This is a genomic window from Cytobacillus sp. FSL H8-0458, from assembly GCF_038002165.1.
Lineage (GTDB): Bacteria > Bacillota > Bacilli > Bacillales > Cytobacillaceae > Cytobacillus.
This window is the reverse complement of sequence record NZ_JBBOBR010000001.1, coordinates 1,511,061-1,528,408: the sequence shown is the minus strand read 5'-3', so window position 1 is coordinate 1,528,408 and position 17,348 is coordinate 1,511,061. Positions and strand designations below refer to the sequence as shown.

The window sequence follows — 17,348 nt, the reverse complement described above, 5'->3', positions numbered from 1 at the left end:
CATTTAAATAAAGGGATTTTCTTTTACAGTGCTTTATTTCTTAAATCACTGATTTGCCAGCATACCATAAAAAAACCCGGCCTCTTTTTAGCCAGGTTTTAACGTTCCTACTGGAAGCAGGAGAAAATCTTATATAATAGAGCAGATGTTTTAATCACCGGGTGAATTCTCAGGAATCAGTATCTGACCGGCTTTCCCCACCTTAAGCAGTGTCTGCATAATGGCCATCGACAGGCTTCCCGCCTGGTAAGGCTTTATTAGGTATTCATGAGCTCCCAGTGACAGGCCTTTCTCTTTTTCATCCAGTGCAGTTGAAATAATAATTGGAATGTGACTTAACACTTCATTTCGTTTTAATATCTTCATAACACTCCATCCATCAAGCCCTTCATCAAGCATGATATCCAAAACAATCGCATCAGGCAGGTGATTTTCCAAATAAGCCAGGACATCCCTTCCGTTATTGAAATGCTTCGCATGCAAATTGTTTTCCGTAAGCTCCTGAATAAACAGTTCTGCCAGACTTTGATCATCTTCAATGACCAGCACTTCATAGCGTGTGCCGCTTTGATGAATGTTCTCATCCAGTCCATGGGAAGGCTTATAGACAGCTGGAAAGGATACAGTGAAGGTACTTCCTTCGCCGTATTTTGATTTGACGCTTATATTTCCATCATGAGCCTTTACTATTTCCTGAACAATGGAAAGCCCAAGCCCAGTTCCGCCAATTCGGCGTCGATCTGAATTGTCCACTCTATAAAATTTGTTAAAAATATCCGCAGCTGCATTTTCCGGAATTCCCAGTCCTTGATCTTGCACTTCTATAAGAAGCAGGCTGTTTTCCTCGTATAACCTTATATTTACTGTGCCTCCAGATGGAGAATACTTGATGGCATTACTTATCAAATTGGAAAAAACCTGTTCGATTTTGCAGGAATCACCAAGAATGACATCATTTCCACTAAATGGTTCCAATGTAATATTGTGAACATCCGTCTGCACCTGCTGATTATCTATTACTTTCTCAATCATAGGGAGAAGCTCTATATATTTTTTTTCGTACGTTTGCTTGCCGGATTCCATCCGCTGAACATCAAGAAAATCATTGATCAGGGAAGTAAGCCTCTTGGCTTCATTTAATATTGTCATCATATATTTCTTCTGCTTTTCCGCCTTGAGCTCCCTGTTCAGCAGCAGCTCCGAGAAACCTAAAATGCTGGCAAGCGGTGTTCTCAATTCATGGCTGACGGTGCTGACAAACTCGGATTTCACTTCATCTACTTTAAATTCTTTTGTAATATCCCTGTGCACCAATACAGTTCCAACACACTCATTATTCTGATAAAGATCTTCACAGTACATCTGGAAGACATTCCCACTATCCTTTGTTTTGTAAACAAACGTTTCCCCGCTGGATGTTTCACCATTAAAGGCCCGCCAGATAAATTCGGTAAAACCATCTTCATCCTCTACCTGCTGTTTTAGAAGTACGCTCCATTTATCCCAGGTCAGTCCAACAATCCCTTCAAACCCACCCTCGCAGTGGAACATTTCGCAAAGCTGTTTGTTGACCTGCAGGATGCAGCCGTCCCTGTCAACATACTGCAGACCTTCCTTTACAGTGTTGAGGATATCCTGGTTTAATTTTCTATTAGCTTCAGAGTTTTCATAAGAACTGATTTTATCGAGCGACAGCCCAATCTGTTTTGATAGTGCCGAATATTCATCCATATGCGTCTGTGCAAAAGGAAACCCGTATCTGGTGAACACCATGACAGCCGTAACCTCTTGATTTGAAGAAATAACCGGCAAATAAAGGTCATAGCCGAAAACGGTTCTTACATGGTAGCCCTTCTCTTCTTGAAGCAATTGTCTCTTAACAGCAAAACCTTCTTTTGTTTGTTTCAGCCTCTCAATTAATCCGCTTCTCAAATGATTCTTGAACTGTTCTACTCCCAAAGATGAAATGCCAAATGAAGCAGATTCATCATTTTCAAGCATCACAATGATCCCGCAATCCGCTTCAATGACATTGGACATATTCATCACAATGCTCTCCAGCACTTCCTGTTTTTGCAGCGAATTGGAGATGCCATTAATCAATTCATTCCGGCGCTCAAGTTTTATCTCATTTGATTGCATGGTTCCAAGGGCATCTTCCAATTCTTCCCTCTGTGCTTGAAGTTCGTCCTGCTGAGCAAGAAGCTCCTCATTTTGAGCAAGCAAATCCTGCTCTTTTTCCTGCAGGGTCACCACCATTTTTTGAAAGGCAACAGACAAGACTGCTAATTCATCCATACGATCCTGCCCTACATTCAGTTCCGCCTTTCCTCCCTTGGCAATTTCTTCTGCAGCATTGGCAAACTGAGTAAGCGGCTGTCCTACCTGCTTGAACATAATGCGGATCATCCGAAACAGGATCACCAGAATGGCAACAAGAAAAAGAAAAAAACCTGTTTGAATATAAGATTGTTTTTGGATTAAATCCTGTACCCTGCCGTTCAGCTCATCATTCAAATTTTGCAGATAAACCTGAATATCTTCCTGAAAGGAATTAATCCTTGCAGTAGCACCGGAATCTGCCATTTTAATGATTTCTTCCATACGGCCTGCTTCAAAATATTCGATGGAAACGGGAAGCCTTTCAATGAAATAATAATCCGCAAATTCATCCATTTCCTTCCCAAAGGCTTTGTCTTCATTGGTTGAAGCAATGCCATTGTATTCACTGATAAGTTTTCTGATCTGCGGCCTTAAGGCAGCAGCCTGGTTTTTTAATTCAGAATTCCCAAAGGCGAAGTAGCCTCTGACATCAAAAAAGACGAGATTGAAGTTATGATCAATTTGCTGAACAATTTCTTCTTTTTTTACAAGCTTTTCGCGTTCTTTGTAATAAGAGCTGTTTATTTGCTCTTGCAGCAAAATTAAAATACTGGTTCCCGCCAGAAAGAGAAGGGCGAATACTCCCATAAGCGCAACAATCTGCCTGGTCAGGCTCTTTTTTATAAAATGATTAAGCTTCATCTACTATTTTTCCAACCTTCTCAAATAAATGAAGAGGGCTGAATGGTTTAACCATGAAATAATCGGCCCCTGCCTTTAAAACCTCTTCCTGTTCATTTTGCTGGCTTTTGGCAGATAACATTAATATTTTCACATCTTTGTTAAGAGCCTGCTCACCCCGGATTTTCCTGATGACATCAAGACCGGTAAGTCCAGGCATCATATAATCCAGGATGACCAAATCATATTCCTTTTTTTCCAGCAGCTTCAGGGCTTCTTCTCCATCTTCAGCTTCATCGACTTCAAAGTCCCCATCTTCCAGAGTGTCAGCAATAAGCATGCGCAGAATTTCTTCATCCTCAGCAATCAATATCTTTTTCATTTACTTCTCTCCCAACTCTACGGAGTCAAATAATTTTTTCATAATATGATAGGACTTTTTAAGCCTTTCATGGTAATCTGGCTCCTCCCACAGTTCCCAAGAATAATAGGCAGAATCTTTTCCTTGGAGCACTCCATCCTGCATCTTTGGAAAAGAATCCAAGATACCTTCTCTGTCCGTCGACACTGCACTAATTCTTAATCCCTCAATTTTTTGGCTGCCTGTGAGACCTTCTCTCCATACATCCCCAACTATCTCTTTCTGGCTTGGATCCTTAATATTAAGCAATGCCCACGGAAGTCTGATCTCCATTACTTTTTTATTCTTGCTAATGCTTATATCGGTTAATGAATTGAAGTTTTCATGAGCAGGATTTGCATTACCAAACTGTAAATTACCTGTCTCATAGGATTTGAACGGTTTCGTTTCCCCAGTTGATGGAATAGTTAATTCCTTATTCAGTGCCAGCCTGATAGGATGAAAGACTCCATTATCCTTTTTAATGGCATAGCTTTCATTCGGAATCATATTCAGCATGTGGCTATAATGATAGTAGAATGTATCATAATAGCTATCTATTAAAAGCCTGGATTTATCCTTTCCGCCTATTTCTGCCATAAAATCAACTCCGAAGTCCGTTTTGACCTTTCCGGTCAGAATCGGAATATTAGTCTGTCCCTGCTCTGCAATGGTATCGATCAGCAAACGGGTGGCCTCATTCTCCAGGTCAATAGGACGATTATAATCCAGCCGGATAAATAAGTGTTCCTCATCAGAACGAACATACATATCCTTCAAGTAAGAATTCTTACTGCCAGAACTGTAGACAGGTTTCTCATTCAGCTTTTTCCAATCACCTGTAATGCCATCCACATATATTTCAGCTTCATTTTTACCTGGTTCAAAGCTCAGCAGACCGAAATGCTGTTCATTTGTTTGCCTGTTCGACCAGTATGGACGCCTGTCAGGATTATCATAATCCATCGTATTCCAGGTTCGCTTGAACCATTCATCCTGCCAGGAAAACACAAGACCGCCGGCATAGCCTTCAGAAACGATGGACTCATACAGCCGGCTGTTTATTTTTCCTTGTTCTTCCTCGGAGTGAAATCCCTGATTCATGCCCCCAGCGTTCTCATGGGTCATCCCCCTGGACGAAGGGACTCCGAACTCAGCAATCACAACTGGCATGTTGTGCTCAGCGATTAAATCATGAAGATAGCCTGCATAATTATTCCTTTCCCCTTTTGAATCGATATAATTGACATACTTCTCTTCATAGTTAAGGAAATCAGGGTAATATGGATATACATGATAAGAGGCAAAAAGGCCAGCGTGAAACTTATCTGTCCTCTGGATATGATTAGGGTTTACAGAAACCATATTTTCCTTAACAGACGGCTCTGAAGGATGTTCCAGAAAATCAGTTGTTACCCAGTTGGTAAAACTCATCGAATGCTGCCATTCGTAGCTCGTGGTTTCATAATTCACGGCATAGTCCATCATTTCAGCAAGCCAGATTTCAAACGGACTGGCATCAGCTGTCTGGAAATATTCTCCGGAAAATTGCTGAAGTCCCTTATGTTTATCATTCGTGCCTTTGACAACCTCCGGATCCCACTCAATACCAACCATAAAGCCAAGCACATATGGTGAGATATCAAATGTATATTCACCTGAAGCATGCCCTGGCCTCTCCTCAATGACAGCTTTACCGTGAATAATATCAATCATTTTCATCATTTCACTTTTAAAATCATCGGTTACAGCATCTGAAAAAGCATCCTGCTCCTTTACCAGTGTTTCTTCGTTGACCCAGACACCATGGAATAAAAATAATGGTTTTTCCGAGATCTGATTATATTTATGAAATGCTTCATAAAACGCCGGGGGATGCAATGTGTATATCCTGATAGCATTGGCATTCATATCGCCAATTGCTTTAAACCAGCGAAAATACTCAGCTTCAGTAATTCCTGTTTCCCCCGGGAATTTGCCAGGCTTGGCTATTCCCATATTGACCCCTTTTATAAGCAAATCTTTCCAGGTGCCATTTTTCATTATTTGTATATAATCTTCACTTGTATGGCTATTGAATTGAATTCCATTGTTCTCATCTATTTCAGGGGTGTGTTTGCTATTCGCCAGCTTCGGCTTTTCCTGCAGCACCTTTTTCATCATTGGGACGTACGCTTCCCAGTAAAAAGAATCATTGGCTCTAAAATGTTCTTTCCATTTGGCCAGTCCTCTCGTCTGATAAATAGCTGGCACTTCTGCTTCATCTGCATAATCGCCTGCAAAATAATAGGAAGAATAGGCAGCGCTGCTGTGCTGAATAACAGCTGGGAAGGTGTCAGGAATTCCAGCATTCTGCAGCTTGCTTTTTCCTGTTTTAGTAAGAGGCAATGAATACTCAGCCAGTATTTCATCCGCATTTCTAGCGTCGATCACATCGAACCAATATCGATAGGGCGCTCCTCCCTTCTTTCCGAAGAAATCCTCGCCCTTATTAGTAAAGCGGAACTCAACCCCTTTACCTTCCAGTTCACTCTCCTCGACAACAACAACGTAATCATTCGAGTTCACAAATACGAGACCGGGACCTTTAAGACCCCAATTTCCGTCTCCATAGTTTTCCTTTACCCATATAGGAACCTCACTGCCCGATAGGTCAGGGAAATACCTCCCAATCCACCCGCTCCAGCTGATATTCAATAAATTGGTCAATCGGTGCCGGGCCTCATCTGATGAAGGACTTGCAAACGTATTGAATTCTGCAATGAGTGTTTTCCCTTTGGAGGAAACTAACGTTTCCTCCAGCTGGATAACCTCCTCCTCCTGCAGCCCGCCATATAGATTAGAAGACCTTTCTCCCAATGGATTGCTTCCATAGAATTCTTCCTCATAAACCCCATACGTATCTGCAAGGTAAAGAACCTGATATTTTTCGAGATCGTCCGGTAATGGCTTAATATTATATTCATTTTTCATTCCTGGTTTAAAGCCGCTGTAATCAGCCTCAATACTGTATCGATCCCCATCTGATTTGATATATTTTTCATTATTTAAAATCCATATAAGTCCCTTATGCTCCCGATAAGAGTCATCCGGCACTGTTTTGTCCAAAATAAACACATTCAGTTTTTGATCCTGCTTTAGCCACCATGACCAGAAAGGACTGGAAACAACGGTCAGCACGGCAAAAACAAACAGAAAAACGGCTGTTTGCCCTTTGATAAATTGTCTCATCCGGAAACACCTTTTCTTTTCATTTCTCCCCAGCTTGTATCGCCTTTGACCAGCTGCCATATTCCTTCACATCTCCAAAAAACCGTCAATGGCCGGTACCATAACGTTTCAGTCAATGAATAGAAAAACAGTTTGATTAAATCAGAGATTTTTGGAAATTTCCTCAAGCTCCATTCCTCAAGCAAAACGGCGGCCATGGAAAAAAGTGAACCATATAAACACGATAGCAGAAAAATCAGGATGGCAAACTCAAGATAGATACCACCCAAAAATAGGGAGATAACCACATAAATGTATCCCAATAATTCAACTATCGGGCCTAAAAACTCTACGATCCAAAAGTATGGAAAGGATATAAACCCTATAGGGCCGTATCTTGGATTAAAGGTCATCTTCCTGTGTGTCCACAGACTTTCAAATAATCCGCGATGCCACCTACGCCTTTGTCTTCTAAGGTATGTCGTGCTTTCCGGAACTTCTGTCCAGCAAACAGGGTCAGGGACGTAGACGATTTTTTTCTTTTGCTTTTTGTCTCTGATAAGTCTATGGAGCCTTACTACGAGCTCCATATCCTCGCCAACTGTATTGGTTTTATAGCCTCCCGCATCAATGACCCATTGCTTGGAAAAAACACCGAAGGCTCCAGAGACAATCAGAAGTAAATTATGCCGGCTTAACCCAATCCTTCCCATTAAAAAGGCCCTTAAATATTCGATTATTTGCATGATGACCAAAGGCTCCCTGGCTAAGCCAACCTTTAAAATATTGCCGTCCTGTATTTCACAGCCATTTGCAATGCGGATGCTTCCGCTCGAAGCAATCACTTCCCCATCAGAATCCAATATAGGCTTCATTACCTTTAAGAAAGCATCCCTTTCCAGTACAGAATCTCCATCCAATGAACAGAAATAAGGAAAATGGGAAAAGTTAATTCCTGCGTTCAATGCATCAGCTTTTCCTCCATTCTCTTTGTCTATTAAATATAGATTTGGAAGAGAAATGGACTGGTAAACTTTTTTCACAGACTTTGTTTGAACCTGCTTCCTGACGGCTGGATTAATTTCCTTCATTTGATAATGAGTAATCATTTTTTCTATAGTGTCATCTTTTGAACCGTCATTGACAACGATAATCTCAAAAGAAGGATAATCTATACTCAAAAGGGATCTCACACTGGCAACAATGCCTGCTTCTTCGTTATATGCTGGTACAATGATGGAAACCGGTTTTGCGAAAGATTCATTCATATACTCGTCAAATGTCTGGTTTCGGTTCAGCAAATATTCCTTTCTTAACTGAAAAACTGAGATTAATAAAATAATTGAATAGAAACTGATGACCAGCACCATAAAGACTGCTATAAATGCAGCAAATCCGACCAATATATTTCCCCACATTAGAGCCATAATCAACCAAATTCTCCTTTATTCATCCATTCCCAGGCCATGTCCCTTGCATACGAATCATCCGAGGTATCCAGTACAATCTGCAATTCTTCCTTTCCGCGAGGGAACATCATAATGGATTGCCCAGCCTGAGATCTTACCCACCAGGAACGATCATGGAGAAGGTCTAGCAAATATGGCATGAGTTCAGGTTCCCTTAGTGAACCGAAGAGTTTCGCAGCCATCATTCTTTCCTTCCAATCCTCGGAATGACGCAAGTCCAGATAGGGTATTATATCCTCAACCATCCCTAATGAAGAAAGTGCCTTTACTGCTCTTAAACGAGGCTCCCCATCATAGCTGGCATAAACTGACTCAATGAAATGTAAATATTTAAATTCTTTTCTTATTCCAGCAGAATCAATTATGGCATATTTCAACGGGTTTTTAGCCCTATGAAAATCTGTAATGAAATGACTGAACAAGTCTTCATTCAGCCGGAGGATGATATTCCTTAATTCACCGTCCGATAGGTTTTCACTATTATACAAAAGAAGCTCAAAGATTCCCTCGAATTGAAATACCGCAAGTATTCTCAAGGATTGTACTTTTTCATCGTGTGATATTCTCTCTTTTATGGCTGCCTCTAAAACTTGAGGCTGTAACTCAATGAAATGCAGATCTTCGATAGTGTAGAGTGCATTCATTCTGGTACTCCACCTTCTGCTTTTTAACTGTCTCTTGAAGTAATTTCTCAGATTCCTGTCAGCAAACTCCCTAAGTTTTCTCGTTTCCCCTTCTCCTGTTAAATTGGCTGCGAATTTACTCAGAACCTCTTCTGCGGCCTTCCTTTTTATATCATTATCCAAATGGAAGTGCCTGCTTGCCTCTCCCCCAGTAATATAGGCAAAGATGAGCGGGCTAAGGGCTTCAATGCATTCATTAATATTTCTGCGCTCTCGATCTTCCAGCCATTTTCTTATGACAAGGTACAACAGAATGAGAAGCAGCAATCCGGAAATGACAGCAGTTAATAGACCGAGGAAGAATATTTCATTCTTCAGCATTTAGATAAGCCTCTTAATTAAACGCTGAATTCTAGCTTCCAGTTCTGTAAGACTAAATGGCTTTGTCACGTAATCTTCAGCTCCAAGTTTCAATGCACGTGCTATATCCTGCTCACTTTTTCGCCCTGTCAGCATAAGAACATGAATGTCCTTGGCTCTCTTCGACTGTTTCATTTCCTGCATAACCTCAAGGCCATCCATTACAGGCATTATCCCATCAAGAACGAGAAAATGCGGCCCCTTTTCTTCTATTCGATTCGAATGCAGAAATTTCCGCCCGTCTTCAAATGCCTGGATATCCAGGTCTGCATGATCGAACTCCATATTGCTGAGAACCTTTGTCAGCATCATTCTAATAATCGAGTCATCGTCAATAACGGAGACATAAAGCTTTTTCTTATGCTGTGCAATAGGATCGGCTTTACCGCTTTCCACTCTTGCTCTTCCCTTTTGTTTCGCTTCATATAAAGCCTGGTCAGCAGCCCTTACAATCGTTTCTTTCTCTATCCCCGGCTGATCGGCCATAAAAACTCCTGCAGAAAAAGTAACGCTAAATGAATTGCCGCACTGTTCAAACCTCTTTTCCGAAAACCCTTGTAAAATCTTTTCAAGAGCTATTTTGATTTCGCTATCTGTAGCGCCAGAGAATAAGATGACAAATTCCTCGCCGCCATATCGGAACACATAATCTGTTTGCCGGACATTTTCTTTTAAGTACTTTGCAAATTCAGCAAGGACTGTATCACCTGCCGGATGGCCATATGTATCATTAATATGTTTGAAAAAATCAAGATCGAGAATTGCCAGTGAAAATGTCCGATGATTTCTGGATAGTTCATTCATAAATACTGCTAAACTATCTTCAAAAAACCTTCTATTATATACTCGGGTTAATTCATCTATCATTACAGATTGATCAAATAATTTCTTATTTGCTAAGTGCCTGTCTATCTTCAATAGAAATTCTTCTAAGTCAATTGGCTTGGAAATAAAATCATCTGCCCCCATTTTATATGAGTCTAATCTTGTTTCCCGATCATTGTTTACACTAATCATAATCTTTGGAACATACTTATTTCGGGTATGTTTCTGTAAATTCTCCAAAAAATTAAAACCACTTTCCCCTTCCAAATTAATATCTATTATTAAACAATCTGGACGATGATCATAATACTGCTCTGCTGCAACCTCCACATCAGTACTGGCAATAACCATCCAGCCCCTGCTTTCGAGAGCATCTTTCAGGAGAATCAGCATGGAAATATCATCATCAATCAGCTGAATAAGAGGGGCATTTTCCACTCTTATCGGAGCCTGCTGCTTTAATGTGCTTTGGAAATGCTCATACTCATAGCTCATTTCAATCAAATCGAAAAGATAATTTCGTAAAGCTTCCTTATCCCAATCCTCTTTTTCATCCATACCCTCAATATCCGATATCAGATTATCTGCCAGCTGATGGAGCCCGGTGAGCTGCAGTGTTCCAGCAGTACCCTTTATGGAATGCAGGAACCTGTATACCTCTTCTTTTTTTATTTTCTGAGACAAATTATTTTCAAACCAGTCTGTAATCTGCGTTTTTATCTTCTCAAATAATAGAACTTTATATTTTTTCAGCTCCATTACGTACACCTCGTTTATAAAAGTAGCTAGTGGTCAAAAGTACTTTTTCTATTTTTAAATAAGACTACTAAACCAAAAATAACAAAAATCTTCCATATCATTAGTCTAAAGCATTAATAATAGGCTTTCAAACCTGGATTATTTTATATGTCCTTCTCTTCCTCATGAAAAGCAATAATAGGATTATTTGTTAAAAGCCTGTTGAGAAAAATTGGATTCAATATACTATAGAGGATAATGATATTGATTGTAAATAAGCTGTTACATTTTTTAATGTCTTTTTTCTGCCCGCTTAAGATACTTATGAATGGCAGGAAAATCTTTGACAGATTTTTGGTCCTGCCCAGAGTAAAAACCCAATTCTGACATGAATTGTGTTTTTACATTTTTGGAGCACCTGGAGCGTAATAATACGGAGGCACCTTCAGCCATCCCCGCTTCCTCATTAGTGTTTTTAAAGTAGCTCCGAAAATTGTCCATTCTAAAAAGAATTCAGTCCACATATTGCCTGCATCATTACGGACAGAGTCTGCTTGTCCTTTAGCACAGGCGGTTGAACATGTAACTAACTTGAAGGCAACCCCATTGGTAATTTCATCATCAGTCAGCTTAACGCCTAAAGGAATCTCATTTGGAGCTGAATGAGGTTTTGCTGAGGTTACATCAGGTAAAGGAATTCCTTCTTTTCTCATAAACGAGCTTAGTCTCTTGACCTGTGACTCACATATTTTTACTACATCGGTAAGCATTTCTTTCACTTCGTCATCTGCAGTCGTGTTCAATCCAATCTCTTCGTAGCGTATGAACTCCTCCACCAATGTTAAATACGTCCACATGTCCCCAACTTCAATGACATGCAAGGGTGATTTAGGTTCATTGGTATTATCAATCGCAATTCTGAGCATATTAAAAATTGCTTCTAAAGGATTAGGCATCTTTTTTACCTCCTATACTGTATATGTTGTCTACAGAATGAGAAAAAATGCATAGCTTTCGTCAGATTCTCAGCTTAATTAGCATAGGTGAAGCGGCGTGGAGAGCCTTTGTAAATACGAATGAATGATCTGGAAACTAAACTAGAGAGAATAGGTGATTGGACATGGCGTTTGAAAAAGGACTGGCCAAGTCTGAACAGGCATACGAACAATTTACGGATTTAAGCTCTGTATTCGCGAATATAGTGAAGAATGATTTTATTACTACGTGGCAATGGTGGGCCGGACTTGCTTTGTTTATCATTCCCTGGCTGATATGGTTAAAGTATAGGAAGAAAGACAGCACCGGACGTCTTCTCATGGCTGGATTAGCAGTCATCATTTTATCCCTGACAATAGATCTGGCAGCACTATCTTTGGGGTTATGGTCCTACCCTGTGATTATTATACCCCTGGCACCTTTTTTATTTTTGCCGTATCACTTCTCATTGGCTCCAGTCGGGGTAATGTTTGCCCTTCAAATAAAGCCTAAGATGAATAGCTTTTTTAAAGGAATACTCTTCTCTGCTATTGGAGCATTTGGAGGGATGAATTTCTTTGATGCCATCGATTTTTATAACCCCAAAAACTGGTCTACTTTATATGATTTTGTCATCTTTCTCACTCTTTATTACATCGGGTACTGGATAACGAGAGTGGAGAGTTTTCAAGGTCTGGAAAAGGAAACAGGAAAAAAATAAAGACTTTCCTTTTTATCAGAAAGTCTTTTTTGCTATTGGTTCAGGTATGGCTGCCGTATCCTCTGCCAATTCCCCAATAGAGGCAAGGCTTTTGGCAATCAGGAATTGGGCAGAGTAATAAGTGGCCATGATAAACACATCTGAATAGACAATATCTGAAACAAACATATTCCATGAAAGGATGGAATCAGAGATTACAAATAAAATGCTTCCCGCAATGGCCCGCTTGTTCCCTGTTAGGATGGCTGATAACGCCATTACTGAAATAACCAGCATGTAGGCAATAACCGGAATAACTAATGCATCATTTTCTGCTTCGGATAAGGAAGCAATCAGCTGGCTGCCAATGATCAAAGAGTACAAGCCCATCGGGATGATGGCTGCCAGGCGGAACTTTGTCATCTGAGACATTTTTAAAAATCCGGTCAAATAAAATAAGTGACCAACAAGAAAAGCTCCAAGCCCCGATACAAACGATACAGCAATGAATCCATCACCAAGCATGCAGAAAAACAGGCCAATAACGACTAAACGCAATGCGGGCGCAGGTCTGGCAGGGAGTCTTTGCAATGCATAAAGAATAATGAGCACCATAGGAATCAGCTTAAAGGTAACTTTGATTGTGAGAGGTTCAGAAGGAACAATGAAAATATATAGGATAGCCATCAATCCAATTAACATTGGAACCAGCCGGTTATTCAAATGTAATCTGCCTCCCTGTCTACTGGACTCTCCATCTTTTCATCCCGCATTCTATCACACAGCCTTCCTGTTTAATTTCCCTGTCTGTTTCATATTCAAGATAGCCGTAAATAATCCTTCCGCATAAACATTAAACCCATTAATAACGGGATAAGCCTTCAAAGGGATTATATTGGTTCTCTTCTTTGTATAAATAATATATAATATTTGTATAATAAATGATAAGGAGATTTCGATGACCTTTGACAATGTCTTATTTCGTATTTTTCTATTTTGGTATATTTGCGGAGTGTTTCTGCTCAGCTTTGATCTGCTGCCTGTCTGGCTTGAATGGGCGAATGCTGTTTTTCTCATTTTAAGCGGCCTTCTGGCAATTGTTTATTTCACTAAATTCTTTGGACGAACAGGGTATCTGATCAGCATGGTTATTTTCCTATTTTCCTATCTTGCAGAATTCATAGGAGCATCTTATGGAATATTATTTGGCGAGTATCATTACACAGATCGGTTTGCCCCCAATTTATTCGGCGTTCCGATTGCCATTGGATTTGCCTGGCTGATGGTAATGGGAACCTCTCATGCATTGGCTGCGGCCATCACAGGCACAAAGCTTCTTCAGCCTGTGATCGGTGCCAGTATTGCTGTGATCATCGATTTAATCATTGATCCGGTCGCCTTTAAGCTTAAGAAATATTGGATTTGGGAAGAAGCCGGCGTCTATTATGACATTCCGTTCAGCAATTTTTTGGGATGGTTTCTTGTCGCATTTGTTCTGCATCTGTTTATCTTATTCTTTACTCCAAACACGAATGCACTATGGGAAAAGCGGATGTTCCTGCTGTTTGCCCTCACCATTGCCATGTTTGTTCTGCTTGCCATTACAGGCGGACTTTGGCCGGCAGGCATCCTGACAGCGTCACTGGCAGGAGTGACAATAGTTACGGCTTTAAAAAGGAAACAGGCATGATTGAAGCAAAAAAAGACGTTATATTTGATAAACTGTTTTCCATTTTCCATAAGAGGCTGATGTCCTTTTCCTTTGACAAAGTGTATTGGCAGAACACCGGGGTCCAGCCAGCCTCCCCTTCCATTTTTGTCTGCAACCACTCATCCTGGTGGGATGGGCTCATCTACTATCATCTGACAAAGACCGTAATACAGCAGGATTTGTATATCATGATGCATGAACAAGGGCTGAAGCAGTTCCCATATTTCAAAAAACTTGGAGCCTTCTCAATCAACAGCTCAAGCCCAAAAGAAACCATAAAAACAATGAAGTTTGCTGAGAAGCTGCTGAAAAACGGGAGCAGTATATGGATTTTTCCACAGGGCGATGAATTCCACCTGGAAAAACGGCCGCTGCATTTTCAGCAGGGACCTTTATATCTGCAGGAGAAGCTTCCAGAGATCCCCTTTATCCCTGTCGCTTTCTATTATTCTTTTTCACATAAACGAAAGCCTGAAGTATGGATAAACGCAGGCAGCCCATTGTATAGCACAGGCCTGCCGGGAAGCTCCAGGCGTGAAAAAACAGCATCTCTGGAAGAGACATGCACGAACCTTCTGGATGGTTTGAAATCCGAAGTGATCAGTGAAAATAAGAAGATTTTCATTAACTTACTTTAAGGGGGGTGAAAGAATGCTCATATTTTTAATCATAAGTCTCACCCTGTTTATGCTGTGGACACTCTGGAATATGAGCGGACTGCCCGGCCTGCCTGCTCCTGATTTAAATGAATCCTCTCGGCCGCTGGTTTCCATCCTGGTGCCCTTAAGGAACGAAGAGCGGAACGTAAGCAGACTGATCAGCAGTCTAAAATCCCTAACGTATCCAAATGTGGAAATCATTCTCCTGGATGATGGATCGACAGACCGGACACTGTCACTGCTGAGGGACCACACCGCCGGAGACAGCCGCTTTAAGATATTAATAGGAACAGAACTTCCTTCAGGCTGGGCTGGCAAGGTGCATGCCTGTCATCAGCTCCAGCTGGAAGCAAAAGGAGATTACTTCCTATTCCTTGATGCAGATGTCCGGTTATCCCCTACAGTAATTGAAAAGGGGCTTGCACTCTTAATGAAAAAAGGCAGCAAGCTGCTAACCGGATTCCCTTCTTTTGATGTCCCGGTTCTTTTAAGCAAGCTGCTGATTCCCATGATGCACTTTGTTGTCCTGTTCCACCTTCCTATCCGCATGGCAAACAAGGGGAAGATGCCATCCGCAACGGCTGCCAACGGGGCATTCATGCTTTTTGAAAGAAAAGCTTACCAGGAAATGGGCGGGCACTATTCCGTCCAATCTTCTATCGTGGAGGATGTTCAGCTGGCCAAAAACATGAAAACATCAGGCTTCAGCGTCTGTCTGGCCGATATAAGTGCTGACGTTTCGTGCCGGATGTATGAAAAGAATAGCGAGGTATGGGAAGGGTTTGTAAAAAATATTTTTGCAGGCCTTGGCCGTTCTGTCACAATGGTCATTCTCCTAAGCCTGTTTTATGCATGTTTTTATGTACTGCCCGGACTGCTGCTGGTGTATGGGCTATGGACGCTGCAGCCGGTTTATGCCCTCCCCTGTCTCCTGACTGTCCTGCAGCGCATGGCCGTGGACTGGAAAGCAAATCAGCTTCTTTCTCTATCTTTCTTCATGCCGTTATCAGCAGCCGCACTAATCACAATTATGAATGTCTCGATGTGTAGATCGTTGAGGAAAAAGCCTTATAGCTGGAAAGGAAGGCACTATACATGAAGAAAAAAGTAATCATTATCGGTGGCGGGCTGGCGGGGCTATCAGCAGCTGTAACACTTGCCAGCAATGGATTTCAAGTAGAATTGTTTGAGAAAAACAAGCATTTTGGCGGGAAATTAATGCCTGTGACATTGGGGGATTATACATTTGATTTCGGACCGAATACGATCACCATGCCGGAAGTATTCCGGAAAGTGATAGAGCAGACAGGCGAAAGAGCAGAGAATTATTTCCAAATGATTAAGCTTGAGAATCATACAAGAAACGTCTTTTCAGATGGCAGCATCTTTGACTTTTCAAGCAGTAGAGATCATATGATAGACCAGCTGAATCGGATCGATCCAGCGCATAAATACGATGATTTCTTAAAAGAGATTACAAGATTATATAAGTTATCAGAGGCACACTTCCTGCCGAAAACATTCAGCTCCTTTAGGGACTATTTATCGCCGTCTATCGGGGCAGCCCTTTTGCGGGTGAGGCCGGCACAAAGCCTGGACAGCTTTTTCCGGAACTATTTTTCCAGCTCACATGTGATTCAGGCTTTTAATCGCTATTCCACGTACATCGGTTCTTCTCCCTTTAAGACCCCTGCGACTTTTGCCATGATTGCTTACCTTGAAATGATTGGCGGAGTTTATTATGTGCAGGGCGGAAACACGAAAATCGCCGAAGCCTATGCATCGTTAGCCCGAAAACTCGGTGCCGGGCTTCACCGTGAAACACCTGTAAAGAAAATCTGCGTTAAAAACAAAAGAGCCATTGGGATTGAACTTGATAATGGTGAGAAGATATACGGGGATTATGTCATTCTGAATGCAGATTTGCTGAGAGCTTTTCCTGAATTGGTGGATGAAAGTCACCGCCCCTCCTTCACGAATTCTAAAGCAGAGAAAATGGAGCCTTCCACTTCCGCTTTTGTCGTGCTTGCAGGGGTCAATAAGCAGTTTACTCAGCTCAGGCACCATAACGTCTTCTTTTCAGATGACTATGAGCAGGAATACACAGACTTATTCAAACACAAAAGGTACAGCAAAGAGCCCACCATTTATATCAGCAGCTCTTCCTTTACAGATCCCGCCCAGTCGCCTGGAGGGAGCAATCTGTTTATCCTTGCGAATGCACCTGCACTGCCTGCTGACGGGAAGATGCAGGCAGATCCGGAAGAATATAAAGAGCTTATCTATCATAAGCTTGCTTCATTCGGACTTTCTTTAAAACCGCATATCGCAGAGGAAAAGGTTTATACTCCCGCGGACATCGCATCCCAATTCGGCGCTTTCCGCGGGGCGCTGTACGGACCGTCCTCCAACCGGAAAAGAGATGCTTTTCTGCGTCCCCGGAACGCAAGCAAAGATATCGCCAATCTTTATTTCGCCGGGGGCAGCACACACCCCGGCGGCGGGTCGCCGATCGTGACCTTAAGCGGCATGAATACAGCCAAATTAGTTATCAAGGCAGAAAGATAGCATATAAAAAAGGGCAAGAGAAGCACATCATTCGCTCCTCTTGCCCT

The 17,348-nt window shown here is 41.5% G+C and carries 13 protein-coding genes; 5 read left to right on the top strand and 8 right to left on the bottom strand.

Annotation, left to right across the window (positions count from 1 at the left end; translation table 11 throughout):
- Positions 1 to 150: 150 nt before the first annotated feature.
- The 7 genes from NYE23_RS07270 to NYE23_RS07240 all read right to left on the bottom strand — a co-directional run bounded on the left by NYE23_RS07270 (position 151) and on the right by NYE23_RS07240 (position 11,644).
- Entirely contained in the window at positions 151 to 3,024 is a 2,874-nt protein-coding gene (locus NYE23_RS07270) for an ATP-binding protein (protein WP_341076645.1), read from the bottom strand.
- Entirely contained in the window at positions 3,014 to 3,385 is a 372-nt protein-coding gene (locus NYE23_RS07265; protein WP_341076643.1) for a response regulator transcription factor, read from the bottom strand. Before NYE23_RS07265 ends, NYE23_RS07270 begins: the two co-directional genes overlap by 11 nt.
- Complete coding sequence (locus tag NYE23_RS07260) at positions 3,386 to 6,634, bottom strand: hypothetical protein (RefSeq protein ID WP_341076641.1); 3,249 nt, start codon at positions 6,632 to 6,634, stop codon at positions 3,386 to 3,388.
- Positions 6,631 to 8,031, bottom strand: coding sequence for a glycosyltransferase family 2 protein (locus NYE23_RS07255; protein WP_445662612.1), 1,401 nt, complete (start codon positions 8,029 to 8,031; stop codon positions 6,631 to 6,633). Before NYE23_RS07255 ends, NYE23_RS07260 begins: the two co-directional genes overlap by 4 nt.
- Before the next feature lie 11 nt (positions 8,032 to 8,042).
- Entirely contained in the window at positions 8,043 to 9,086 is a 1,044-nt protein-coding gene (locus tag NYE23_RS07250; RefSeq protein WP_341076637.1) for a HEAT repeat domain-containing protein, read from the bottom strand.
- Positions 9,087 to 10,709: a GGDEF domain-containing response regulator gene (locus tag NYE23_RS07245; protein ID WP_341076635.1), complete on the bottom strand. Its 1,623-nt coding sequence runs from the start codon at positions 10,707 to 10,709 to the stop codon at positions 9,087 to 9,089.
- A gap of 380 nt (positions 10,710 to 11,089) precedes the next feature.
- Positions 11,090 to 11,644, bottom strand: coding sequence for a DUF3231 family protein (locus tag NYE23_RS07240; protein ID WP_341076634.1), 555 nt, complete (start codon positions 11,642 to 11,644; stop codon positions 11,090 to 11,092).
- Positions 11,645 to 11,808: 164 nt separating this feature from the next.
- Between NYE23_RS07240 and NYE23_RS07235 the strand changes: the two genes are divergently transcribed.
- Positions 11,809 to 12,384, top strand: a complete 576-nt coding sequence (locus tag NYE23_RS07235) for a CBO0543 family protein (protein WP_341076632.1) — start codon at positions 11,809 to 11,811, stop codon at positions 12,382 to 12,384.
- 15 nt (positions 12,385 to 12,399) lie between these two features.
- On the opposite strand, the gene NYE23_RS07230 is transcribed toward NYE23_RS07235, so the two are convergent.
- A complete protein-coding gene (locus tag NYE23_RS07230) occupies positions 12,400 to 13,086 on the bottom strand; it encodes a lysoplasmalogenase (RefSeq protein WP_341076631.1) in 687 nt (228 codons plus the stop codon).
- A 235-nt stretch (positions 13,087 to 13,321) separates the two neighbouring features.
- Between NYE23_RS07230 and NYE23_RS07225 the strand changes: the two genes are divergently transcribed.
- The 4 genes from NYE23_RS07225 to NYE23_RS07210 are packed head-to-tail and all read left to right on the top strand — an operon-like array spanning position 13,322 to position 17,301.
- Positions 13,322 to 14,053 carry a carotenoid biosynthesis protein gene (locus NYE23_RS07225; RefSeq protein ID WP_341076630.1) on the top strand — a complete coding sequence of 244 codons (732 nt, stop codon included), beginning with the start codon at positions 13,322 to 13,324 and terminating at the stop codon, positions 14,051 to 14,053.
- Complete coding sequence (locus NYE23_RS07220) at positions 14,050 to 14,712, top strand: lysophospholipid acyltransferase family protein (protein WP_341076628.1); 663 nt, start codon at positions 14,050 to 14,052, stop codon at positions 14,710 to 14,712. Before NYE23_RS07225 ends, NYE23_RS07220 begins: the two co-directional genes overlap by 4 nt.
- Positions 14,713 to 14,725: 13 nt before the next feature.
- Positions 14,726 to 15,832 (top strand): glycosyltransferase, encoded by a 1,107-nt coding sequence (locus tag NYE23_RS07215; protein WP_341076626.1) that lies wholly within the window; start codon positions 14,726 to 14,728, stop codon positions 15,830 to 15,832.
- The gene (locus tag NYE23_RS07210; protein WP_341076624.1) at positions 15,829 to 17,301 is read left to right on the top strand and encodes a phytoene desaturase family protein; all 1,473 of its coding nucleotides are present in this window, start codon (positions 15,829 to 15,831) and stop codon (positions 17,299 to 17,301) included. The genes NYE23_RS07215 and NYE23_RS07210 overlap by 4 nt, the downstream gene beginning before the upstream one ends.
- Positions 17,302 to 17,348 lie beyond the last annotated feature (47 nt).